The sequence below is a fragment of the Hyphomicrobium sp. genome, assembly GCF_036833075.1.
GTDB lineage: Bacteria > Pseudomonadota > Alphaproteobacteria > Rhizobiales > Hyphomicrobiaceae > Hyphomicrobium_C.
This window is the reverse complement of record NZ_DAITQL010000048.1, coordinates 1-24478: the sequence shown is the minus strand read 5'-3', so window position 1 is coordinate 24478 and position 24478 is coordinate 1. Positions and strand designations below refer to the sequence as shown.

The following is a 24478-nucleotide window of genomic DNA, read 5'->3' as shown; positions in this document are numbered from 1 at the left end:
TAGCGTCGGGATCGGTGGGGAACCCATCACGAATTTTGCTGAGCGGAATTGACGCGTCGGCCTGGGACGGTGGTCCAGGCGTCGCGAGCCGGAGGTTTTTCTCGCTGCCGGTGTGCAGCGGGTCGGGGGCAGCCGCGTCTCTTGCGGGTGCTCCTCTTTACGGGGGCGGATCCTTTTGCGGGATGGGATGCCGTGAGTGCTTGTCGTGGACTGCGTAGGGAGTGGCGTCATGAACATGACAGAGAAGAACGGCCAGCCGAGCATGGAGGAGATTCTGGCGTCGATCCGCAGGATCATCTCGGAGGAGCCCACGAGTTACCCGCATAATGGAGCGCTGCGCGGCACGCCCATCGTGCTCAAGGGCGACAGCGCTCTGGAAGATGCCAGCGATTTCGACCTTCCCGCCATTTTCCGTGCGTCTCCGCCGCCGCAGGTCGAGCGTTCGGCGCCGCTGCTGGGACGGCTGACGGATGCAATCCGCAACGCCACGACCGCATCCCCCGAGGGGCGCGCCGCCTCATCCGCCGACGAGGCTCAGGGCGCCGAGCACGCGGGTGCGGGCGAGGGCGGCATTTCCGGGCTGAGCTCGCTCAAGTCCGTCCGGTCCGAGGCATCGTCCGAGCGCGCGGGTCTCTTCAACGGAAAGCCGGGGCCTGCGGGTGCGGGAAGCGAGCCCTCCCCGGCGTCGTCTCCCGCCAAACCGGACGACGAGCCCAAGCGCGTGATGGCACCGTTCAAGGACACGCATTTCGTGCACATGTCCTCCACGCCGGCTCCACAGACCTCGCCGTCGCCTTTCCCGGCGTTCGTTCCGCCTCCAGCCGCAGCAGCGCCTGCCGAAAAGCCGAAGGCGCCTGATTTCGGCACCATCATCCCCGGCGAGTTTGATCGCGCCTCCTTGTCGACGACGCCCGTGCAGCGCGCGGCGTCCGTGACGATGCCGCCACCGCCGCTGCCCACGGCCGAACCGGTCCGCAACGCATCCGATCAGGTCCCGCCGGTCAGCGCCGATCAGACCGGTACGATCGAGGATGCGACCGCCGATCTCCTGCGGCCCATGCTGCGCCAGTGGCTGGCCGACAACATGCCGCGCATGGTGGAGAAGGCGCTTCACATCGAGATCGCCGAAAGCGTCAAGGTGCCGAAAAAGCTCTGACGGGATACGGTCTGCGACCGGCGGCGCGCCTGCGCGCGCACGATCGCCTCGAAATCGTCGCATGCGTCGTCGAGCATTAGGCCGGGAGGCTGCGTCCGGGGTGCCGAGAGGCATTGAAGCCCGCCCGGCTGCGAGGTACGTCATGCCTATGAAATTTGATCCAACGCACTATTCCGACGGCATCCCGCCGGCCAGGCCGCAGGCGAGACGCTCGAGGTGCTCTGCGGATGGTGCTGAAAGCGGCGGCAGGCAGGCATGAACGGACCGGGCAAAGCCGGAGAGCCCAGCATGGAGGAGATCCTGGCGTCCATCCGCCAGATCATTGCTGACGACCCGTCGAGCGATCAATCCGAGCCGGCGATCGAGGCCAATCCGCTGGTTCCTTCGAAGGAGATGAGGCCGGCCGAGCCGCGCCCGCCGCTGGCGGACCGGTTGAGCGACGTGTTCAAGGGCGGATCGCTGCCGCCGACGAGCCCGCTCGGATCGAAGCGGCCGCTGTCGTTTGACCAGGATCTCGCCGATATGTTCGACGAGAACGCGCCGGTCAACGGCAACTCGGTCTTTGTGCCGAAGCCCGACATCCGCGTTCCGGCCTCGCTCTCGCCGACGCCGGTGAAGCCTTTCGTTCCGCCGCTGGCAAGCGTGCCGCCCGCCGAGACAGACGAGACGATCGGCACGAAAGAGACGGCGAAAGAGGTCGCGACAGAGAAAGAGGAGAGCGCAAAGCCAGCGGCCGTTGCCGATGGCGCGGCGGCCCTGCCGCCGCAGCTTGCGCCGTCCGGGGCGTTTATCCCGCCGTTGCCGTTCGGCAGTGGGGAGAAGGCGGCCGAGGTTGCGCCGTCGACGACGTTCGGGTTTCCACCGCTGCGCAAAACCAGCTTCTATCCGCCCCAGCCGAAGCCGGCGGTGCGGGCGAGGCCGGCCGCGACAGGGGGGTTCTTTCCGTCACAGCCGGCAGCAGCGCCAGCTCCGGACCCGGAGCCGCCAGCGCCAGCGGCCGCATCGCCCGATGCGCCAGCGCTCGCCGGAGAGGCTGCGCGCGCGCCGCGCGGCATCGGCTCGAACGTTTCGGGCGATACCGACCCGTTCTCGACCGGCCCCCGATCTCCCGAGCCGCCGCAACCGGCGAGCGCCAGCACGCCGGCCGCGCCTAAGCCGCCGCGCTTCCGCGCCGCGGACTGGCGCTTTTCTCCGTTCGCCGCCTCGGAGCCGTCTGCTGCAACGGACACGTCTGCCGCTTCGGAGTCGTCTGGTGTTTCTCCCGCGGCGGCCCCTTTGTCGCCGGCGCTAGGGAGCGCGGCCAGGGCGCCCTTCGGCACGCCACCGGCCGATTCGCCCTTCGCCGCGGCACCGGACGCGCGGCCGATCGAGCCTCGCCTTCACGCGGATCCGTTCTCTCAGACCGTTCGCCCCGATTCCGGATACGTGGCTGAGGTGCGTCTCGGCGCGGAGCCCGGGGTAGGCTCCGATGCCGCTCACCAAGCCCTCGACGCCCTGGCTCTGGGGCTGGCCGCATCGGCGGCTCATGCGTCGGCGCCCGCCGAGCCGATCTCGCCCGCGATACCGTTGACGCCCGTGCTCGAGAATCCGGACGCGGACGTGCGGGTCCATCCGGCGCCGTCCACGCTGCCGGCTCCCCTGTCCGTTGAGGTCACAGCGCCCGTCAACCGCACGCTCGAGGACGCGGTTGCGGATATGCTGAGACCCATGCTGCAGCAATGGGTTGCCGAAAACATGCCGCGCATCATCGAGCGGGCGCTCAGGACCGAGGTCGCCCAGATCGTCAAGCCGGGAAGCAAGACGCCCGGCACCTGAGGGCGTGCGACGCTGCCCCATAATCGCTATGCGGACGATTTCACCTCACGCGCTCGTGGGTGCGGCGGGATCGGCCCCGCTGCCGATTGACAGGCGGCAAGCGGGTTCGTAGGACGCCTGCTGCCCTCTTCCTTCCGCAAAGGCCCGCGCGACCCATGCTCGAAAAGACCTATCAGCCCGCCGAGATCGAGCCGCGCATCAACGACGCATGGACGCGCGCCGATGCCTTCCGCTCGGGACGGCCGGATCGCGCCGGGGCGGCCGCCTATTCGATCGTTATTCCCCCGCCCAACGTCACCGGCTCGCTCCATATGGGCCACGCTCTCAACAACACGCTGCAGGACGTGCTCGTGCGCTTCGAGCGCATGCGCGGACGCGACGTGCTCTGGCAGCCGGGCACGGATCACGCCGGCATCGCCACGCAGATGGTGGTCGAGCGCAAGCTGGCTGCCGAGAACAAGGCCGACCGGCGCAACATGGGCCGCCAGGCCTTTCTCGACGAGGTGTGGCGCTGGAAGGAAGAGAGCGGCTCGACCATCGTCAACCAGCTGAAGCGGCTCGGCGCCTCGTGCGATTGGTCGCGCGAGCGCTTCACGATGGACGAGGGGCTTTCGCGCGCGGTCATCCGCGTGTTCGTCGCGCTCTATCGCGAAGGGCTCATCTACAAGGATAAGCGGCTCGTCAACTGGGATCCCAAGTTCCAGACCGCGATCTCGGACCTCGAGGTGGTGCAGGTCGAGAAGAAGGGCTCTTTTGCCTGGGTCCCGCCGGAGGCGGGCAAGCAACAGGACGGCGATCCCGAGAAGCCGTTCGACGCGGAGGCGCTGGGGAAGGTCCTGAAGAAAGACCCCTCCGGGCACATGTATCACTTCCGCTATCCGCTGGCGCAGAAGGTACCGGGGTACGACTCTGACTTCATCGTCGTCGCGACGACGCGGCCGGAGACGATGCTCGGCGATACGGGCGTTGCGGTGCATCCCAAGGATGCGCGCTATGCGGCGCTGCTCAAGGCCGGCGCCAAGGTCAGGCTGCCGCTCGTCGGACGCGAGATCCCGATCGTCGCCGACGAGCATTCCGATCCTGAGAAGGGCACCGGTGCGGTGAAGATCACGCCCGCGCACGACTTCAACGACTTCGAGGTCGGCAAGCGCCACGATCTCGCAAAGATCAACGTGCTCGATGCGTTCGGACGGATGGCCGACACCGCCGAGGTGCCCGAGCCCTATCGCGGGCTCGACCGGTTCGAGGCGCGCAAGCGGATCGTCGCCGACCTCGCCGCGCTGGATCTCCTGGCGAAGATCGAGCCGACGTCGCACACGGTGCCGCATGGCGACCGCTCGAACGACGTCATCGAGCCGTGGTTGACCGACCAGTGGTACGTCGACGCGGCCGAGCTCGCGAAGCCGGCCATCGCCGCCGTCGAGAGCGGCCGGACGACGTTCGTGCCGAAGAACTGGGAGAAGACCTACTTCGAGTGGATGCGCAACATCCAGCCGTGGTGCATCTCGCGCCAGCTCTGGTGGGGGCATCAGATTCCGGCGTGGTACGGGCCGGACGGTCATGTGTTCGTTGCCTACGACGAGGACGAGGCACGCGCGCAAGCAGAGAAGCACTACGCCACTTCTCCTCCCCCCTCGTGGGGGAGGTCGGGAGGGGAAATCGTGCTCACGCGCGACGAGGACGTGCTCGACACGTGGTTCTCCTCCGCGCTGTGGCCGTTCTCGACGCTCGGATGGCCGGACGAGACGGCCGAGCTTAAGCGCTACTATCCGACGAGCGCGCTCGTCACCGGCTTCGACATCATCTTCTTCTGGGTCGCCCGCATGATGATGATGGGGCTGCACTTCATGAAGGAGGTGCCGTTCCACGACGTCTACATCCATGCGCTGGTCCGCGACGAGAAGGGCCAGAAGATGTCGAAGTCGAAGGGCAACGTCATCGATCCGCTGGCCCTCATCGACAAGTATGGCGCGGACGCGCTGCGCTTCACGCTCGCCGCCATGGCGGCTCAGGGGCGCGACATCAAGCTCGCACCGGCCCGTGTCGAGGGCTACCGCAACTTCGCGACCAAGCTCTGGAACGCGGCGCGCTTCGGCGAGATGAACGAGTGCGTGCGCCAGTTCGACTTCGATCCCTCCGCGGTGAAGCATACGCTCAACCGCTGGATCGTGGGCGAGACCGAGCGCGCGGCGAACGCGGTCACCGCCGGCCTCGAAGGCTACAAGTTCAACGAGGCCGCAGGCGCGATCTACGAGTTCGTGTGGGGCGTTTACTGCGACTGGTATCTGGAGCTGATCAAGCCGATCCTGGCGGGCGACGACGAGCAGGCGATCACCGAGACGCGCGCCTGCACGGCATGGGTGCTCGACCAGTGCCTCAAGCTCCTGCATCCGTTCATGCCGTTCATCACCGAGGAGCTGTGGGCGCATATGGTGGAGCATGGCGAGCAACGCCTGTCGCTGCTCTGCCTCTCGGAGTGGCCGAAGCTCGCGGGGCTGGCGAGCCCAGCGGCCGACGAGGAGATCGGCTGGGTCGTGCGTCTCGTCTCCGAGGTGCGCTCGGTGCGCACGGAGATGAACATTCCCGCGGGCGCCAAAATCCCGCTTGTGATCACGGGCGCGAGCGAGGCCACTGTGGCGCGGGCGCGCCGGCACGACGAGACGATCCAGCGGCTGGCGCGGCTCGAGAGCATCGCCTTCGAGACGGCGGCCCCGAAGGGCGCGGCGCTGATCGTGATCGGCGAGGCGACGGTCGCACTGCCGCTCGAAGGCGTGATCGACATGGGCGCCGAGCGCAAGCGCCTGGGCAAGGAGATCGATAAGGCCGAGGGCGACCGCACCAAGGCGGCGGCCTGGCTCGCCAATGCCGCCAACGTCGCCAAGTCCCCCGAGCACGTGGTGGAGCTCAACCGCGAGCGAGTCGCCGAGGCGGCGGACCGCATCGCGCGCCTCACGGCCGCGCTGAAGCGCATCGAGGGATAGGCGCCGTCGGCTCCCGTCCCTGTCGTTCCGGCGAAGGCGCGAAAGTTCTTTTGCGATAGAGCCACGCGCGGAAGTTCCATCCTGCGCCCGCCATCCCGTCGAACGGGCCTTCAGCATGCGTCCCGCAATCGCCGCGAGACGGCCCAAGTCGAGCCTACGATCGGCCGGGATCGGATGGTAAACGGGATCATGGCAGCCGACCGGAAACTCTCGATGGCGCCGAGTGTGCCCTCGATGTCACGCCTGGCGGATCGTCCTGAAATTGGAACTCAGAAGTCAGGTATGTTGCCTGATCGCCACGCAATCCGGGTCGATGTGCCTCGTTTGGGCCACAAATGGAGAGCAACCAGAGGTCAGCGAGAACGGGAGCTTGCGGGGGCTTCAGGTTCGGAATTGGCGGAGAGCCTCGTTAGGCAACCGCAGATCCAATTTTCCGAAGCGGCCTTATCCAAGAATAGAATTCCCGCTCTTGACCGACGGAGGCGCGTGCATCTCATGCGCCGCCGTCCGAAGCGTCAGAGCGAATACGAACGAATACGAATGGAAGTGGGTTGATGGACGCGAGGACGTTCGACAAATCGAAGCTGCCGAGCCGGCATGTCACGGAAGGCCCGTCGCGGGCGCCGCATCGCTCCTACTACTATGCGATGGGACTCACGGAGGAGGAGATCAACCGTCCGTTCGTCGGCGTGGTGTCCTGTTGGAACGAGGCCGCGCCCTGCAACATCGCCCTGCAGCGGCAAGCGCAGTCGGCCAAGGCCGGCGTCAAGGAGGCCGGCGGCACGCCGCGCGAGTTCTGTACCATCACCGTCACCGACGGCATCGCCATGGGCCACCAGGGCATGAAGTCGTCGCTCGTCTCGCGCGAGGTGATCGCCGATTCGATCGAGCTCACCATGCGCGGCCACTGCTACGACGCCCTCGTCGGCATCGCGGGCTGCGACAAGAGCCTGCCCGGCACCATGATGGCCATGCTGCGGCTCAACGTGCCGTCCGTCTTCATGTACGGCGGCTCGATCCTGCCCGGTAAGTTCAAGGGCCATGACGTCACCGTGCAAGACGTCTTCGAGGGCGTCGGCATGCATTCGGTCGGACGGCTTTCCGACGAGGAGCTGCACGAGCTCGAGTGCGTGGCCTGCCCGAGCGAGGGCGCGTGCGGGGCGCAGTTCACCGCCAACACCATGGCGTGCGTCTCCGAGGCCATCGGTCTCGCACTGCCGGGGTCGGCTGGAACGCCGGCACCCTACAAAAGCCGCGACCAGTATGCGCGCGCTTCGGGCGAAGCCGTGATGAAGCTTATCGCGCACGGCATCCGTCCGCGCGACATCTGTACGAGAAAGGCGTTCGAGAACGCCGCGATCGTCGTTGCCGCGACCGGCGGCTCGACGAACGGCGCGCTGCACCTCCCTGCGATGGCGCACGAGTGCGGCATCGACTTCGATCTTTTCGACGTGGCCGAGATCTTCAAGAAGACGCCCTACATCGCCGACCTCAAGCCCGGCGGAAAGTACGTGGCGAACGACGTGCATGCGATCGGCGGCGTGCCTCAAATTCTCAAGGCTCTGCTCGATGGCGGCATCCTGCACGGCGATTGCCTGACGGTGAGCGGCAAGACCATGGCCGAGAACCTTGCCTCGGTGACCTTCAACACCGACCAGAAGGTCGTCTATCCGGTGTCGAACCCGATCAGCCCGACGGGCGGCGTCGTGGGCCTCAAGGGCACGCTGGCGCCGGACGGGGCGATCGTGAAGGTCGCCGGCCTCAAGATGCTCAAGTACCGCGGCCCTGCGCGCTGCTTCGATTGCGAGGAGGACGCCTTCGCGGCCGTCGATGCGCGCCAGTACAAGGAGGGCGAGGTGCTCGTGATCCGCTACGAGGGCCCCAAAGGCGGCCCCGGCATGCGCGAGATGCTCTCCACCACCGCCGCGCTCTATGGCCAGGGACAGGGTGACAAGGTGGCGCTCATCACCGATGGGCGCTTCTCGGGAGCGACCCGCGGCCTGTGCATCGGGCACGTGGGGCCGGAGGCGGCCGTCGGCGGCCCGATCGGACTCATCCGGGACGGCGACATGATCTCGATCGACGCCGAGAAGGGCACGCTCGACCTCGAGGTCGAGCCGGCCGAGCTCGAGCGTCGTCGGAAGGACTGGAAAGCCCCGCCGAACGCTTACCAGAGCGGGGCCATCAGAAAATTTGCGGATCAGGTGGGGCCGGCCCGTTTCGGTGCCGTGACCCATGCAGGCGGGAAGGCGGAAGTTGTTTGCTATGCGGACATCTAGGCTGATACTGGGGTTAATGGCACTGACGGTCCTGCCCGCTGTCGCGGGTGCGCAGTCGGCCTCGTTCAACTCGCCGCGCGAGGCGCTCCGGCAGGGCGTCAGCGCTTATCAGGGCGGCTATTACGAGCTCGCCATGCCGGCGCTCAGGTTTGCGGCTGCCAAGGACGAGTTCATGGCGAGCTACTACCTCGCCAAGATCTATCAGGACAACACCGGTCCCTATACCGACCACGCCAAAGCCTACGCGCTGTTCGAGAAGATCGCCGACGATCATCTCGACGCGGATCCGGACGATCCGCGCGCGCAGTACGTCGGCAAGGCGCTGACGGCGCTCGCGGGCTATGTCCTGCGCGGGCTGCCTGAGATCGGGCTTCAGCCCGATGCGGAGCGCGCGGTGTTCTATCTCAAGAACGCGTCCACGACGTTCAACGACGAGGACGCGCAGTTCGAGCTCGCCAAGCTGCAGCTCAAGGGCGAAGGCGTCGAGACCAATGTGCCGCTCGGACGGCATTGGCTGTCGGTTTTGAGCCAGAACGGACACGCCGGCGCGCAGGCGTTCTTCGCCGATCTCCTGTGGCGCGGCAAGCATGTCGAGCCCGACCCGCCGCGGGCGCTGGCGCTGATCGCGGTTGCGGTCGATAACGCGCAGCCCCAGGACGCCATGTGGATCGAGGACATCTATCAGAACATCTTCTGCGGGGCAGCCGAGGGGACGCGCAAGCAGGCGACCGGCATCGTCGCGCAATGGGGCAACCGCTACGGACGCAAGCCGACGGCCTCCTATGATCGCAGCGGGTTGCCGCAGCTTACCGCTGCTCCGGTGCGGACCTGTAGGAACGGCGAGCCCGTCGACATGATCCCGACGACGACGCACGCCACGGTCCCGACGCAGCGCCTCCCCGCCGTGCAGACGTTCGACTACGGCCGCATGGACGGCGCCCCGCCGAAACTGCGTGACATCAACGCGCCGGCCTCCGCGCCAGAGCCCCTGGCGCCGATGGAGCGGTGATGATGCCCGTCGAGCGGGAGCGCGGGGGGACGCCCTGACGCGATGGACGTCGTGATGTGATGAACGACGTGATGTGACGGAGCGTGATGACGGGCAGGCCGAGGGGTCTGCCCTTTTCGTTTTCCGGCCGGCGCTCAGCCTGAAGCGTTTTCAAGCGAAGTGGGCACCACTTCGCGTCAAGAAAACGCGTCAAACCAAAAACCTAGAGCCTCGCCTCTAATTTATCAGAGACGAGGCTCTAGCGTCGTCCAGACGGGAGCGTGGTCGGACGGCTTCTCCCAGCTCCGCGTGAAGCGGTCGATGCCGGCGGCCGTGAGCCGGTCGGCAGCCTGCGGGGAGAGCAACTGGAAGTCGATGCGGATGCCGTCGTCCTTCTGCCAGGCGCCGGCCTGGTAGTCCCAGAATGTGTAGTGCCCCGGCCCCGGATGGCAGGCGCGCACGGCGTCGAGGTAGCCGAGGTTGCCGAGCGCGCGGAACGCGGCGCGGCTCTCGGGTTGGAACAGCGCATCGTTGCGCCAGGCGTCGGGCCGCTTCGCGTCCGCGGGCTCCGGAATGACGTTGAGGTCGCCGGCGAGGACGACGGGCATCTCGGATGCGAGGAGCGCGGTGGCGTGCGCCGCGAGCCGCTGCATCCAGGCGAGCTTGTAGGGGAATTTCTCGCTCCCGACGGGATTGCCGTTGGGCAGGTAGATGGACGCCACACGCGCCGAGAGGCTGCCCGCCGTGACGCTTGCCTCGATGTAGCGCGCCTGGGCATCCCCGTCGTCGCCGGGAAGCCCGCGCCTCACGTCATCGAGCGGATGCAGAGCCAGGAGCGCGACGCCGTTGAAGCCCTTCTGTCCGTGCGTTGCGACGTTGTAGCCGAGGTCGGCGAAGGCTTCGGTCGGGAAGCCCTCGTCGACGGTCTTGATCTCCTGCAGGCACAACACGTCGGGCCTGGCTTCGCGCACGTAGGCGATGGCGCCCTCGATGCGGGCGCGGATGCCGTTGATGTTCCAGGTGGTGATTTTCATAACGCGCGGGCCCCCTCACGACGCACGCGTTTTTCCCCTCCCCCTTGCGGGGAGGGGTTAGGGGTGGGGGGACTCCCGACGCAAGCGCTGTAGATTCCCTCCCTCCTAACAAGGGCGGAGGCACAGCGCAGCGCCGTACGTTGCGCGGATGAAGGGAACCTGCGCGCTCCCATGATCAGAGCGAGAAGCTGGTGCCGCAGCCGCAGGAGGCGGTGGCGTTGGGGTTCTGGATCTTGAACGAGGCGCCCATCAGGTCGTCGACGAAATCGATCTCGGAGCCCGCAAGATAGGCCAGCGAGACGGGATCGATCAGGACCTTGGCCATGCTCCTCTCGATGACGATGTCATCGGCCGCCGCAGCATCGACGAGATCGAACTTGTACTGGAAGCCCGAGCAGCCGCCGCCCTCGACGGAGACGCGCAGCATGGTGCCCGCCGGCTCGCCCGCCACGATCTCCGCGATGCGGTCGGCCGCCCGCTCGGTCACGGTCACGGTCTCTGCGCTGGTGTCGGCCATTCGTTACCCCTAAGCGTTTTCAAGCGAAGTGGACACCACTTCGCATTAAGAAAACGCATCAAACCAAAAACCTGGAGCCTAGCCTCTGATTTATCAGAGGCGAACAGGCTCTAGGGAACCGATCGCGCGCGGCGCTCCGTCCCGGTGCAAAAGCTGATACGAAGATAGTAATCGGCCGGTTCAAGTCAAATACACGAGGACACGCGCATCGGGATGGGCACGGCAAAACGGCATTCTCCAGACGGGATATCGGCTTACGGTGCGTCGCTGCAGCCCGGCGAGCGGTCTCCGGCACCCTATGCGGCGAGCGCCGTCGCCTCGCGGGGGCGGCGGTTCAGCGAGCCCGGCTGCCCGACGCGCAGCCCCTTCCAGCGCGATCGCGACCGCGTCCTGCACTCGACGGCCTTTCGCCGCCTGGTCCACAAGACGCAGGTGTTCCTCTATCACGAAGGCGATCACTACCGGACGCGCCTGACCCACAGCCTCGAGGTGGCGCAGGTCGCGCGCACGGTCTCGCGCCAGCTCCGGCTCGACGAGGACCTGGCGGAGGCGCTGGCGCTCGCGCACGATCTCGGGCATCCGCCGTTCGGGCATGCGGGCGAGCGGGCGCTCGACCGGCTCATGGCCGGGTTCGGCGGCTTCGATCACAACGCGCAGAGCCTGCGCGTCGTCATGGCGCTCGAGCGCAAGTACCTCGCCTTCGACGGGCTCAATCTCACCTGGGAAGCGCTCGAAGGGCTCGCCAAGCACAACGGGCCGATCATCGGCGCGGCGCACGAGCCGGTGCGGAAAGTGATCCGCGCCCTCGAGAGCTGGCAGAGCCTCGAGCCTTCGCGCTGGGCGTCGGGAGAGGCGCAGGTGGCGGCGCTGTCGGACGATATCGCCTACGTGACGCACGACATCGACGACGGGCTGCGCGCCGGGCTGCTCACGCTCGACGATCTGCGCGAGGCGCCGCTCGCAGGGCCGATCGTCGCCACCTTGCCGTCCGTCGAAGGCGCGGCGATGCTCAGCCGTCTCACCTACGAGGTGAGGCGGCGCCTGATCACCCTGCTCATCCAGGACGTGGTCGCGGAGAGCCGCGTGAGGCTCGCGGCGCTGGCGCCCGCCTCGCCCGACGACATCCGGGTGGCGCGAGATGCCGTCGCCGCCTTCTCGCCGGCCGTGACCGCGGATCTCATCGCGCTCAAGGCGTTCCTCATGGGGCGCGTCTACAGGAGCCGCAAGGTGATGGACGTGATGGAGGCGGCGGAAGCGGGGATCGCCCGCCTTTTCGCGCGCTACCTGTCCGATCCCTCGGCGCTGCCGGACACCTGGCGGGCCGCTCAGGAGGGGCTCTCCGAGCGCCGCCGGGCGCGCGTGATCGCCGATTTCGTGGCCGGCATGACCGACCGCTACGCGCTCGACCAGCACCGGCGCCTGTTTGACGGCAAGCCGGATTTGCGATAGCCGGGCTGCGCCACACTCTGTGATGTTGCGCCGTCGCAGAGAGATGTCGACGTGCACAATCCCTCATCCGTCGCTCGGGGGCTTCGGCCCCTCGCGCCGACCTCTCCCATCCACGCGGAGCATGGCTATGCCAGGACGGGAGAGGGGGAAGTGAGTGCGGTTGCGTCACCTCTCCCCAATGGGGAGAGGTCGCGCAGCGGTCCATGCGAAGCATGGCTTCGCCATGACGCTGCGCGGGTGAAGGGACGCTGGGCGCGAGAGGTTGAGCTATGAACGTGTTTGCGGAGATCGAGGGCCGGGTTCTTGCGGCTCTCGGGAGATTGCAGCAGGCGGGCACGCTGCCGGCGGAGCTGGACTTCGCCAACGTGGCCGTCGAGCAGCCGCGCGATCCCTCGCACGGCGATCTCGCCTGCAACGCGGCGATGGTGCTGGCCAAGGCTGCCCGGATGAAGCCGCGCGACATCGCGGAGGCGCTGGCCGAGGCGCTGAGGCGCGATCCCGATATCGCCTCGGCCGAGGTCGCCGGGCCGGGCTTCCTCAATCTCCGCCTGCGCGACGGGTTCTGGCACGGCGTCGTCGCCGCCATCCTCAGCGAGGGGCCATCGTTCGGCGCCTCCGACATCGGGGCGGGCGAGCGCACGAATGTCGAATACGTCTCGGCCAACCCGACGGGGCCGATGCACGTCGGCCATTGCCGCGGCGCGGTGTTCGGCGATGCGCTCGCCAACCTTCTGGCGTTCGCCGGCTACGACGTCACGCGCGAATACTACATCAACGACGCCGGCGGTCAGGTGGATGTGCTCGCGCGCTCGGTGTTCCTGCGCTACCGCGAGGCGCTTGGCCAGGATATCGGCGAGATCCCGCAGGGGCTCTATCCCGGCGAGTACCTGAAGCCGGTCGGCGCGGCGCTCGCCGAGGCGAAGGGCACTTCACTGCTCGGGGCGCCCGAGAGCGAATGGCTCGTGGAGGTGCGCACGTTCGCGATCGGCCGCATCATGCCGATGATCAAGGACGATCTCGCAGCCCTCAACATCACGCACGAGGTCTTCTTCTCGGAAGCCTCCCTCACGCAGGACGGCACCGACAAGGTCCGGGATGCGATCGACGCATTGCGGAAAAAGGGGCTCATCTACGAAGGGCGGCTCGAGAAGCCCAAGGGCCACGACGACGAGGAGTGGGAGGATCGCGAGCAGACGCTGTTCCGCTCGACCGAGTTCGGCGACGAGGCGGACCGGGCGCTCATGAAGTCCGACGGCAGCTACACGTATTTCGCCGGCGACGTCGCCTATCACTACGACAAGCTCGGACGCGGCTTCCGCCATCTGATCAACGTGTTCGGCGCCGATCACATCGGCTATATCCCGCGCATGCTGGCGACCATCGCGGCGTTCACCGGCGGCACGGTCGAGCGCGATGCAAAAGGCAAGCTCAAGCACTGGCATACGACGGGCGGCTCGGCCGACCTCGACATCAAGGTCGTCAACCTGGTGAAGCTGTTCAAGAACGGCGAGCCCTACAAGATGTCGAAGCGCGCCGGCACGTTCGTGACGCTGCGCGATGTCGTGGACGAGGTCGGGCGCGATCCGGTACGCTTCATGATGCTCTACCGCAAGGAGCTCGAGCCGCTCGACTTCGACTTCGCCAAGGTCACCGAACAGTCGAAGGACAATCCGGTCTTCTACGTTCAGTACGCACACGCGCGGGCGGCGTCGGTGCTGCGCAACGCGCGCGAGGCGTTTTCCGACATCGGGATCATGACGGACGGCGCCGTTATCCCCGATCTTTCGCTGCTCACGGATTCCGGGGAGCTTGACCTGATCAAGAAAGCGGCGTTCTTCCCGACCCTGATCGAAGGCGCGGCGCGCGCCCACGAGCCGCACCGGCTTGCTTTCTATCTCTATGATTTGGCTTCCGCTTTTCACGCGCATTGGACGCGAGGCAATGATTTGCCACAATTGCGCGTTATCCAGCCCAATGATCGGACGGTAACGGCGGCTCGGTGCGCGCTCGTCGCATCGCTGAAGCAGGTGTTATCCTCCGGCCTCACGGTGCTTGGTGTCGGCGCACCGGAGGCAATGCGCTAAAGTGCCGATTCGAGGGCTTTGACGGGGCGCATCGATCGTCGCAGACGGCCTTGCGGCAGACGGGGTCATTTCGAAATTGCGGTGTCGGGGCGTCTCCCGACAGCGCCGAAGTCCCGCCGAACGGCCATCTGGCATACGGACGAACCGGTTCGCAGGACGACTGGTGCACGGGACGACCGGCACACGGGGCGACCGGCACACGGGGCGACTGGCCGGGGTGCCGACTTCGAAGCCCGCCGGGGATGCGACGAGGGGTTCCGAGAGATGACACGTTACAGCAATCCTCTGCCGCAACATCCGGCGCCGGGCCCGCAGGGGCGTCCCGGCGCGCCCGCTCCGGCGGCGCCCGCGCCTCATTACGAGCCGGCCGGCTGGCCTGCGCCTCCCGCGCCGCGCACGGGCGGACGGCCCGCTCCATCTGCGCCGGCTCCCTATGGGTATGGCGATTCTTCTGGATATCCCGCAGAGCCGCAGACCATCGGCACGCGCTCCGCCAGTCACGATCCCTATGCGGCGCTGAGGCCCGATGGGTACGGCGGCTACGGCCAGCCCCAACCCGCATCCGCGCAGCCTTCTGCCGATCCGTACGCGCTCGCCGGTTATACCGCGCCGCAGTCGCCGCAGCCGGCGTTCGACCCTGTCGGATCGCCCGCGCTCTCCCAGCCGCCCGCCTACGGCACCGCCACGGATCCCTACGAGTCCTACGGCAGCAACGGCAGCGGCTATGGCGCCGCCGGCCAGGCGCCGCCGCCCTATGGTGGCGCCTCGCCGCCATCGTACAACTACGGCGCCCCCCAGGCGCCGCCGCCGTCGTTCGGATCCGCGGCCGACTTCGGTCCCGCGCCGGACTACGGCTACGGCAACGCCGGGCCGGGACAGTGGGGTTCGGATGGCTATGCAGAGCCGTCCATCGAGCCGGCGCTCGGGCCCGGGCCGCTCGGCGGCTACCAGGGTCAGAACGGCCTGCAGTCCCAGCACGGCGCCTTCGATCAGAGCTATGCCGAGGACGATGCCCATTACGAGGACGAGCCGCGCCGCGGCGGCGGCTGGAAGAAGATCGTGGCTCTCGTGGCCTGCACGTTCCTCGTGGGCGGCGGCCTGGTGGTCGCCTACGGCAGCATCATGGGGCCGGGAGACGGCAAGGATACGCCGCTGATCAAGGGCGCCTCGGGGCCGGCGAAGGTGAAGCCGTCGGAGCCCGGCGGCAAGCAGTTCGCCCATGCCGACAGCAAGATCATGGGTCGGCTCGGCGAGGGGACCGCCAGCAGCAGCGACGCCGCCGAGGCGGCCGGTGTGCGCAAGGTGCCGGTGGTGACGGTCGGGCGCGACGGCTCCATCCAGGCTCCGAGCGCTGAGGCGCAGACGAGCGCCGACGTCTCCGTGCCGGGCCTCACAGTCATCGACGGGTTCGGAAACGGGCCGTCGTCGCCGACGCGGCCGACAGGGTCGTCGCAGCAAAGCGCCTCGCCGCCGGTGAAGATGGTCGCGTCCGCAGAAGAGAGCAGCCCGGCCGTCGTCACGCCGCCGAAGACGACCGCCAGCCTCGCCGCGAACGACGCGGCGCCGGCGAAGGCCGCTGTGACGCCGAAGGCGGATCCGCCGGTCAAGAAGGTCGCCGCCGTCGCCTCTCCGTCCGTGGCCGGACCGAAGGTCACCGGGGCGGGCTACGTGGCCGTGCTGGCCTCGGTGCCCGCATCCGGCAGCAGCCGCATCGAGGCGCTGAAGCAGTTCGCGGACATGCAGCAGAAGTACACGGCGATCCTGCAGAATAAGACGCCCGACGTCCAGGAGGCCGATCTCGGCGAGAAGGGGACCTATCACCGGCTCCTCGTCGGCCCGCCCGGCTCGCGTGACTCGGCGAGCTCCGTCTGCACGCAGCTCAAGGCGCAAGGTTTCAGCGGCTGCTGGGTCACGGCGTACTAGGCTCAGGCCCGTTCCATGACCAACGCTTTTATCGCCGGTGTCGCAGGGGAAGCCCTTTCGCCGGCGGAAGCCTCATTTTTTCGCGCCGCCTCCCCGGCGGGTCTCATCCTGTTCGCCCGCAACTGCGTGGCCCACGATCAGATCCGCAGGTTGATCGGCGACGTGCGCGAGGCGGTCGGCGGCGACGAGCTTCTCGTGCTGATCGACCAGGAGGGCGGCCGCGTGCAGCGGCTCCGGCCACCGCTCGGGCGTGCGCTGCCGGCCGCCGAAGCCTACGCGACGCTCTACGGCGAGGATCCTGAGCTTGCGCAGGAGGCAGCCTTCCACGCTGCGCGCCTGCTCGCTGACGATCTCACCCAGCTCGGCATCAACACCGACTGCGCACCCGTGCTCGATCTCCCCGTTCCCGGTGCCCACGGCATCATCGGCGATCGCGCCTACGGGTGCGAGGCGGGCCAAGTGGCGGCGCTTGCCCGGTCGGTCGCCGAAGGGTTCATGGCAGGCGGCGTGCTGCCGGTCATCAAGCACATCCCGGGCCACGGGCGCGCAACCGCCGACAGTCACCTCGAGCTGCCTGTGGTGACGGAGCCGCACGCGCTCCTGTCGGCGACCGACTTCGCCCCCTTCAAGGCCCTTCGCGACATGCCGGCTGCCATGACCGCGCATGTGGTGTTTGCGGCCATCGACGCGACGGCCCCGGCGAGCACGTCGGCGCGCGTGACGGGCGAGGTGATCCGCGGAGAGATCGGCTTCGACGGCCTTCTGATGAGCGACGACCTCTCCATGAAGGCGCTCTCGGGATCGTTTGCGGAGAGGACCTCAGCGGTGCTCGCCGCGGGCTCGGATCTGGCGCTGCATTGCAATGGCGTGCTGGCCGAGATGGAAGCGGTCGCGGGGGCGGCTCCGGTGCTGTCCGGGAAGGCCCTGCGGCGATTCCACGCGGCTCTCGCCGTGCTGGGGCGGCGTGAACCCTACGATTCCGCCAAGGCCGAGATGCAACTCGCGCTGGCGCTTGGAACCGGCGGACGGCACACTGAATCAGTGTAGTCTGCCGTTCACGTTTTTCCGGCGCACGGGTTTCCTTGTGCGCCGCTTGCAGCACGGGACCGATGATCGAGGATGCGGGACAGATGGCCGACGGGGAGCCGGGCTGGGAAGCGCCGGACCGCGACCTCGCGCCGGCTCTCTCCGAGGCGCTGATCGTCGACGTCGCCGGCTTCGAAGGGCCGCTCGATCTCCTGCTCGCGCTCGCGCGCACGCACAAGGTCGATCTCGCCAGGATCTCGATCCTGGGCCTCGTGGACCAATATCTCGCCTACATCGGCGAGGCGCAGCGCCTCAAGATCGAGGTCGCCGCCGACTATCTGGTGATGGCGGCCTGGCTCACGTTCCTCAAGTCGCGCCTTCTCCTGCCGCGCGAGAAGGACGATGCGAACGAGCCGTCGGCCGACGAGCTGGCGCAGCGGCTCGCCTTCCGGCTCATGCGTCTCGATGCCATGCGGCGCGCCATCGGCGAGTTGATGACGCGCAAGCGGCTCGGTCGCGACGTGTTCCCGCGCGGCATGCCGGAGCAGGTGTCGACCGTAAGCGACGTGCGCTGGACGGCGGAGATCTTCGATCTGCTCAAGGCATACTCGGAGCTCCGGCGGCGCACCGTCAAAGTCATGCACGTGGTGAAGGCGCGGCGCGTGTGGTCGATCAAGCAGGCGCGCCAGAAGCTCGAAAGCCTCGTCGGCGAGTCGATCGGCGACTGGGTCGAGCTCGACCGCGCGCTGAAAAGCTATCTGCCGACCGAGGAAGAGGAGAAGACCGTCGTTGCGAGCTCGTTCGGCGCCACGCTCGAGATGGCGCGCGAAGGCATGATCGAGCTTCGCCAGGACGAGCCGTTCTCGCCGATCTTCATCCGCCGGCGCGAGACGGGCGCGGAGTGGCAGCGCTTGGACGTAGTTCTTGATGGTTCCCAGGCGTCCGGCGCGTAGCCGGCCGGACGTCGCACGACACGCGAGATCGCGAGAGCGGCGCGCCCGATCGGGAGGCGGCGGCTCCGATCCGAAACAGGGATGGCGACATGGTTCCGCCGAAGCTCAGACTGGTGACCCGCGACGGTATCGAGGAAGACTCCGTCCGTGATGAGCCGGAGGCCCAGGAGGCCATCGAGCTCGCGCGGGCGCTGTCCGAGGTCGAGGCGGTCGAAGCCGGACGCGCACCCTCGTCCGAGCAGCGGCTCGAGGATCTCCGCATCGTCGAGGCGCTGTTGTTCGCCTCCACGACGCCGCTCGCGGAAGCAGACCTCGTGCAGCACCTTCGTCACGGCAGCGACATCGGTCCGCTGCTGGACGACATCCGGCAGATCTACGCGCCCCGCGGCGTGAACCTCGTGCGCGTGGCCGGCAAGTGGGTGTTCCGCACCGCCGAGGACCTCGGCTATCTGCTCGAGCGCTATGCGGTCGAGGAGCGGCGCCTGTCGCGGGCCGCGCTCGAGACGCTGGCGATCGTGGCCTATCACCAGCCCGTGACGCGGGCCGAGATCGAGGAGATCCGCGGCGTGACAACGTCCGCCGGGACGCTCGATATTCTCATGGAAGCCGGATGGATCCGGCCGCGCGGGCGCCGGCGCGCGCCCGGGAAGCCTCTGACCTACGGCACGACGGACAGCTTCCTCGCCCATTTCGGTCTCGACAGCGTGAAGGACCTGCCGGGCCTCGCCGATCTCAAGGCGCAGGGCCTGCTCGACGGGCATTTGCCGCCCGGTTTCACCGTGCCCGATCCGTCGGTTTCCGCGTCCCTGATGCCGGACGAGCTGCCGCTCGAAGCGTCGGCTGAGGAGGACGAGGAGGCGAGCGAGGCCGAAGAGCCGCTGGCGGATGACGAGGAGACCGGCGAGGCCGGCGTCGAGAGCGACTTGCCCGACGACCGCGGCGAGGGTAAGCCGGACTGAGATTGTCAACTTTTGTGGGCCCTCACCCGCGTAGCGCATGGTGAAGCCATGCTCCGCATGGACATCGCTTCCGGGCGAGGAGGCGCCAGGTTGTTTTCGTCGATAGGTCTGGTCGCGCGTGGCGAAGTGGTTCTTCGGAAAATCCAGCAAGGCTGATGCAGGTGTGCTGCCCGGAGCCCGCATGGCGCGGGCCGGCGCGACGGTTGCGGCGAAACTCACGTTCGATGCGGTCACCAAGGCCTACGGCGAGCGGCCCGCGGTCGACGGGCTTTCGCTCGAGATCGCACCGGGCGAGGTGGTGTGCCTGCTCGGACCGTCCGGCTGCGGGAAGACGACGCTGCTTCGGCTCGCGGTGGGGGTCGAGCGGCCGAGCGGCGGGCGCATCCTGATCAACGACCGCGAGGTGGCGGGGGCCGGGCGCTTCGTGCAGCCCGAGGATCGCGGCGTCGGGCTGATGTTCCAGGATTTCGCGCTGTTCCCGCACCTCACGATCCTCGAGAACGTCGCTTTCGGGCTCAGGGCGCTGCCGCGCGAGGACGCCCGCCGCGAGGCGCTGCTGATCCTGTCGCGGGTCGGGCTCGAGCGCTATGCGGAGCAGTACCCGCACATCCTTTCAGGCGGCCAGCAGCAGCGCGTGGCGCTCGCCAGGGCCATCGTCCCGCGGCCGGCCGTGATGCTCATGGATGAGCCATTCTCCGGCCTCGACGTGCAGCTTCGCGACGCCATGCAGGAGGAGACGCTGGCGCTCATCCGCGAGACGCGGGCGACGAGCATGATCGTCACCCACCATCCGGAGGAGGCGATGCGGCTCGGCGATCGCATCGCCGTGATGCGCGCCGGCCGCCTCGTGCAGACGGGAAGCGCGGAGGAGCTCTACCGGCGCCCGGCGGCCCTCTTCGTCGCGCGGCTCTTCTCCGAGATCAACGAGATGGAGATGCAGGTCGCGGGCGGGCGCATCGCGACGCCGATCGGCGCCCTGCCCGCCCCCGGGCTCGCGGACGGGACGCTTGCCACGCTCTGCATTCGGGAGCGCGGCATCAGCGTCGTGCCCGCCGGGGGGAACGGCAAGGCCGCCCATGGCGCGCCGCTCAAGGGCCGGGTGCGGAATGCCAAGTTCCTTGGTGATGCGGTGCGCTACGAGGTGGTGGCCGAGGGGTTCGACGCGCCGCTCAACGTGCGGGTGGCCGCTGGCGAGGCGATCCTCAAGGGCAGCGAAGTGCTCCTGGAAATTGACCCTGGTCAGGCGCTTGTCTTTCCGTCACATGACGATAAAACACCTTGAATTTCAAATTAGTAATGCTTAAGCCCAATATACGGGCATGCTTGCGGCCATGCGGCCTTTCTGCAATAGTGTGCCTAGAAAAATTCGGCAGAACGCCGATTGTCTGGCCGTGAAGGAGGCCGTTCCATGGGGTTGGGTCCGACCCATCTGCTGCTTCTTCTGATCATCGTGGTGCTGCTCTTCGGGCGCAACAAGATCTCGGACTTGATGGGCGATGTCGCCAAGGGCATCAAGAGCTTCAAGAAGGGGCTCAGCGAGGACGATACGCAGGTTGTCGATCCCAAGGTGATCGATAATCCCGCTCAGGCCGAGCGCGACAAAACGAAGGCGGGCTGACGGCGGGTCGCCGGCGTTAGCGGTTGGCCGTTGCGCACTGCGCGCGGATGTTTTTTGCTGGACGTTCCGATGTTCGACGTCAGTTGGAGCGAGCTTCTCATTCTCGGTCTCGTCACGTTGATCTTCGTGGGGCCGAAGGAGCTGCCGCGCTTTCTCGGCACGCTCGGGCGCTATGCGGGCATGGTGCGGCGACAGGCCAACGAGTTCCGCTCCGTGTTCGAACAGGCCATGCGCGAGGCGGAGCTGGATCAGATCCAGAAGGAAATCCGCTCGGTGAGCGAGGGCGTCAAGACGTCGCTCGACCAGGCGACGCGGTCGGTGGACGATCTAAAGTCGGCGGCGAAAGTCGAGCTGGATGCCGCGGCCGGCCAGACCGCGAAACCGCTGCCCGCCGGGGCACCGTCCGCCGGCACGCCGGCCGCCGCGACACCGGCCCCCGAGACAGAGGCTCTCCAGACACCGGCCATCGGAAGCTCATCCGGTGATACGCCGGCCAAAAGTCTGCCGGAAAAGGCTGAAGCCGCCTCAGCCGAAGAGAAATCCACCGCGGGATCTGCCTGATGCAGGAAAGCCTACCGCGTCCCGGGCAGGAAGAGATCGACGCGTCCAAGGCGCCGCTGCTCGATCATCTGATCGAGCTGCGGCAGCGGCTGATCTATGCGGCTTCGGCGTTCTTCGTCACCTTCATCCTCTGCTTCACGTTCGCGCGGCACATCTACGACGTGCTGGTGTGGCCCTACGTGTGGGCGTCCGGCAACGAGCATGTGCGCCTCATCGCGACGCACTTCCTCGAGCAGATCTTCACGCAGTTGAAGCTCGCCATGTTCGGGGCGGCCTTCCTGTCGTTTCCGGTCGTGGCGGTGCAGCTCTACAAGTTCGTGGCGCCGGGGCTCTACAAGAACGAGCGGCGCGCGTTTCTGCCCTATCTCATAGCGACGCCGGTCTTCTTCCTGCTCGGCGCGGGGGTCGTCTACTTCGTCGCCATGCCGATCCTCATCAAGTTCTCGATCGGGCTTGCCGCGTCCGCCAGCGCGTCCGGGCCGGCCACCATCGAGCTGATGCCGAAGGTCTCCGAGTACCTGTCGCTGATCATGACGCTGATCTTCGGCTTCGGCCTCTGCTTCCAGCTTCCGGTGATCCTGACGCTGCTCGCGCGTGTAGGCATCGTCACGGCCGCGACGCTGCGCAGCGGACGGCGGTTCGCCATCGTCGGCATCTTCGCGGTAGCGGCCGTGCTGACGCCGCCGGACGCGCTCAGCATGATCATCATGGCGCTGCCGACGGTGCTGCTCTACGAGCTCTCGATCGTGGCCGTCTCCTGGGTCGAGAGGAAGCAGGCCCAAGCGGACGCGGATCGGGACAAGGCTGCGACGTAAACCGGTATCTGGACCGGTTGTCCGGCTCGGCCTATACCGGCGCTACGCATACGATCCTCTTCCGACGTCATGGCCGCGCAGGCGGCCATCCACACAAGGTGCCACACCCAAGCTGTGATATGTCGTGGATCCCGGGTCTCTATGGGTTGCATGGCTTCGCCATGACGCCGGGATGACGTTGCGGGGGATGCGACGCCGCCTATTCACCGACGCCGAGGAGCAGGTTATCCGTGTTCGACATCAAGTGGATCAGAGACAACGCCGCCGCCTTCGACGCCGGACTCGACAAACGCGGGCTCGCGCCGGCCTCGGCGCGGCTGATCGAGCTGGACGAGGCGCTGCGGCGGGCCAAAACCAGGCTGCAGGACGCGCAGACGCGGCGCAACGCGGCCTCGAAGGAGATCGGCAAGGCCAAGGGCGCGAAGGACGAGGCGCTGGCGGCGAAGCTCATGGCGGAGGTGGCCGAGCTCAAGGAGGTGATCCAGGGCGGCGAGGAAGAGGAGCGGCAACTCGACAAGGCGCTGACCGACGCGCTCGCCGTCATTCCGAACCTGCCGCGCGACGACGTGCCCGTCGGCAAGGACGAGACGGCGAACACGGAAGTCCGCCGCGTCGGTGCGCCGCGCAGCTTCGACTTCGCGCCCAGGCAGCATTTCGAGATCGGCGAGGCGCTGGGCCTCATGGACTTCGAGACGGCGGGCAAGGTGTCGGGCGCGCGCTTCGTGTTCCTTAAGGGCGCGCTGGCCAGGCTCGATCGCGCCATCGGCTCGTTCATGCTCGACCTGCATACGACGCAGTTCGGCTACACGGAGACCAATCCGCCGCTGCTGGTGCGCGATGATGCGGCTTACGGCACCGGCAACCTGCCGAAGTTCGCCGAGGACCTGTTCCAGACGACCAACGGGTATTGGCTGATCCCGACGGCGGAGGTGTCGCTCACAAACGTCGTGCGCGAGCGCGTCCTTGATGAGGCGCAACTGCCGATGCGCATGACGGCATGGACGCCGTGCTTCCGCTCGGAGGCGGGCGCGGCCGGCCGCGACACGCGCGGCATGATCCGCCAGCACCAGTTCTCGAAGGTGGAGCTGGTGTCGATCACGACACCCGAGGAAAGCCTCGCCGAGCACGAGCGCATGACGAACTGCGCCGAGGAGGTCCTGAAGCGCCTCGGGCTGCCGTATCGCACCATGCTGCTCTCGACGGGCGACATGGGGTTCGCCTCGCAGAGGACCTACGACATCGAGGTGTGGCTGCCCGGGCAGGACGCCTACCGCGAGATCTCGTCGTGCTCGGTGTGCGGCGACTTCCAGGCGCGGCGGATGGGCGCGCGGTATCGCCCCAAGGGCTCGAAAGATCTACGCTACGTGCATACGCTCAACGGTTCGGGCCTGGCGGTCGGGCGGACGCTCGTGGCCGTGCTCGAAAACTATCAACAGGCGGACGGGTCCGTCACAATTCCCGAAGCCTTGCAGCCTTACATGGGCGGCGCTGCGAGGATCGAGAAAGCCGGCTAGACAAAATCATGCGCATTCTGGTGACGAATGACGACGGGGCAGGGGCGCACGGTCTCTCCGTGCTCCACCAGATCGCCAAGTCGCTGTCCGACGACGTCTGGATCGTCGCCCCCGAGATGAACCAGAGCGGCGCCTCCCACGCGCTGACGCTGCAGGTGCCGCTGCGCTACCGCGAGATCGGCGAGCGCGCCTTTGCCGTGCGCGGCACGCCGGCCGACTGCGTAATCATGGGCGTCAAGCACGTGCTCAAGGACAAGGCGCCGGATCTCGTGCTGTCCGGCGTCAACCACGGCGCGAACCTCGCCGAGGACGTCACCTACTCGGGCACGATCGCGGGCGCCATGGAAGGCACGCTGCTCGGCATCCGCTCGATCTCCATGAGCCTCACCATCGGCTTCGATCCCGAGGGCCGGCAGCACTGGAAGGCGCCGCTCGAGCACGGACCCCGCCTCGTCGAGCAGTTGCTCGCTGCAGACTGGCCGGCGATGACATTCATGAACGTCAACTTCCCCGATCTCGCGCCGGGCGATGTCAAGGGCATCGCCGCGACGCGGCAGGGGCGGCGGGACCAGGGCGGGCTGCATATCGAGGAGCGCAGCGACACCTGGGGCGATCCCTACTTCTGGGTCGGCTTCGAGCGGCGGCGGGCGGACCCGCCGCCCGGTACGGATCTCCGCGCCATCGCCGACGGCTTCATCTCGGTGACGCCGCTGCATCTGAACCTCACGCACGAGACGGCGCGCGAGGCGCTGGGTCGTCTCCTGACGCTCGGCGGAGACAAGCAGCTCAAGGACGCCGGCTGATCG

Annotated in this window: 19 protein-coding genes; 17 read left to right on the top strand and 2 right to left on the bottom strand. The window is 67.5% G+C overall.

The genetic code is table 11. The features are described 5' to 3' along the window. The first annotated feature begins 229 nt into the window (after positions 1-229). The 5 genes from V7082_RS14055 (at position 230) to V7082_RS14035 (ending at position 9240) form a co-directional block, all read left to right on the top strand. Positions 230-1156, top strand: a complete 927-nt coding sequence (locus V7082_RS14055; protein ID WP_334149556.1) for a DUF2497 domain-containing protein — start codon at positions 230-232, stop codon at positions 1154-1156. 255 nt (positions 1157-1411) lie between these two features. Then, positions 1412-2971: a DUF2497 domain-containing protein gene (locus V7082_RS14050; RefSeq protein ID WP_334149554.1), complete on the top strand. Its 1560-nt coding sequence runs from the start codon at positions 1412-1414 to the stop codon at positions 2969-2971. Between the two features lie 155 nt (positions 2972-3126). Continuing rightward, positions 3127-5952 (top strand): valine--tRNA ligase, encoded by a 2826-nt coding sequence (locus tag V7082_RS14045; protein ID WP_334149552.1) that lies wholly within the window; start codon positions 3127-3129, stop codon positions 5950-5952. Positions 5953-6506: 554 nt separating this feature from the next. Continuing rightward, complete coding sequence (gene ilvD, locus V7082_RS14040) at positions 6507-8231, top strand: dihydroxy-acid dehydratase (protein ID WP_334149550.1); 1725 nt, start codon at positions 6507-6509, stop codon at positions 8229-8231. 16 nt (positions 8232-8247) lie between these two features. Then, positions 8248-9240 (top strand): tetratricopeptide repeat protein, encoded by a 993-nt coding sequence (locus V7082_RS14035; protein ID WP_334149548.1) that lies wholly within the window; start codon positions 8248-8250, stop codon positions 9238-9240. 224 nt (positions 9241-9464) lie between these two features. Here V7082_RS14035 and xth read toward each other — a convergent pair whose 3' ends face one another. After that, the gene (xth, locus tag V7082_RS14030) at positions 9465-10253 is read right to left on the bottom strand and encodes an exodeoxyribonuclease III (RefSeq protein ID WP_334149546.1); all 789 of its coding nucleotides are present in this window, start codon (positions 10251-10253) and stop codon (positions 9465-9467) included. A 175-nt stretch (positions 10254-10428) separates the two neighbouring features. Beyond that, positions 10429-10770, bottom strand: coding sequence for an iron-sulfur cluster insertion protein ErpA (erpA, locus tag V7082_RS14025; RefSeq protein ID WP_334149544.1), 342 nt, complete (start codon positions 10768-10770; stop codon positions 10429-10431). A 213-nt stretch (positions 10771-10983) separates the two neighbouring features. Between erpA and V7082_RS14020 the strand changes: the two genes are divergently transcribed. From V7082_RS14020 to surE, 12 genes are all read left to right on the top strand, one after another. Beyond that, a complete protein-coding gene (locus V7082_RS14020) occupies positions 10984-12219 on the top strand; it encodes a deoxyguanosinetriphosphate triphosphohydrolase (protein ID WP_334149542.1) in 1236 nt (411 codons plus the stop codon). Between the two features lie 269 nt (positions 12220-12488). Continuing rightward, positions 12489-14303: an arginine--tRNA ligase gene (argS, locus tag V7082_RS14015; protein ID WP_334149541.1), complete on the top strand. Its 1815-nt coding sequence runs from the start codon at positions 12489-12491 to the stop codon at positions 14301-14303. Positions 14304-14567: 264 nt separating this feature from the next. Continuing rightward, positions 14568-16226, top strand: coding sequence for an SPOR domain-containing protein (locus tag V7082_RS14010; protein ID WP_334149540.1), 1659 nt, complete (start codon positions 14568-14570; stop codon positions 16224-16226). Positions 16227-16241: 15 nt separating this feature from the next. After that, positions 16242-17273: a beta-N-acetylhexosaminidase gene (gene nagZ, locus V7082_RS14005; RefSeq protein WP_334149538.1), complete on the top strand. Its 1032-nt coding sequence runs from the start codon at positions 16242-16244 to the stop codon at positions 17271-17273. Positions 17274-17356: 83 nt separating this feature from the next. Continuing rightward, complete coding sequence (locus V7082_RS14000) at positions 17357-18205, top strand: segregation and condensation protein A (protein WP_334149536.1); 849 nt, start codon at positions 17357-17359, stop codon at positions 18203-18205. A gap of 89 nt (positions 18206-18294) precedes the next feature. After that, positions 18295-19164: an SMC-Scp complex subunit ScpB gene (gene scpB / locus V7082_RS13995; protein ID WP_334149534.1), complete on the top strand. Its 870-nt coding sequence runs from the start codon at positions 18295-18297 to the stop codon at positions 19162-19164. 118 nt (positions 19165-19282) lie between these two features. Then, positions 19283-20446, top strand: a complete 1164-nt coding sequence (locus V7082_RS13990) for an ABC transporter ATP-binding protein (protein ID WP_334149532.1) — start codon at positions 19283-19285, stop codon at positions 20444-20446. A gap of 126 nt (positions 20447-20572) precedes the next feature. Next, a complete protein-coding gene (gene tatA / locus V7082_RS13985) occupies positions 20573-20782 on the top strand; it encodes a twin-arginine translocase TatA/TatE family subunit (RefSeq protein ID WP_334149530.1) in 210 nt (69 codons plus the stop codon). A gap of 69 nt (positions 20783-20851) precedes the next feature. Further along, positions 20852-21343, top strand: a complete 492-nt coding sequence (locus V7082_RS13980; RefSeq protein ID WP_334149528.1) for a Sec-independent protein translocase subunit TatA/TatB — start codon at positions 20852-20854, stop codon at positions 21341-21343. Then, positions 21343-22158 (top strand): twin-arginine translocase subunit TatC, encoded by an 816-nt coding sequence (tatC, locus tag V7082_RS13975; protein ID WP_334149526.1) that lies wholly within the window; start codon positions 21343-21345, stop codon positions 22156-22158. Before V7082_RS13980 ends, tatC begins: the two co-directional genes overlap by 1 nt. Before the next feature lie 230 nt (positions 22159-22388). Beyond that, positions 22389-23672, top strand: a complete 1284-nt coding sequence (gene serS, locus V7082_RS13970) for a serine--tRNA ligase (protein ID WP_334149525.1) — start codon at positions 22389-22391, stop codon at positions 23670-23672. A gap of 8 nt (positions 23673-23680) precedes the next feature. Further along, the gene (surE, locus tag V7082_RS13965; RefSeq protein ID WP_334149523.1) at positions 23681-24475 is read left to right on the top strand and encodes a 5'/3'-nucleotidase SurE; all 795 of its coding nucleotides are present in this window, start codon (positions 23681-23683) and stop codon (positions 24473-24475) included. Positions 24476-24478: the final 3 nt, after the last annotated feature.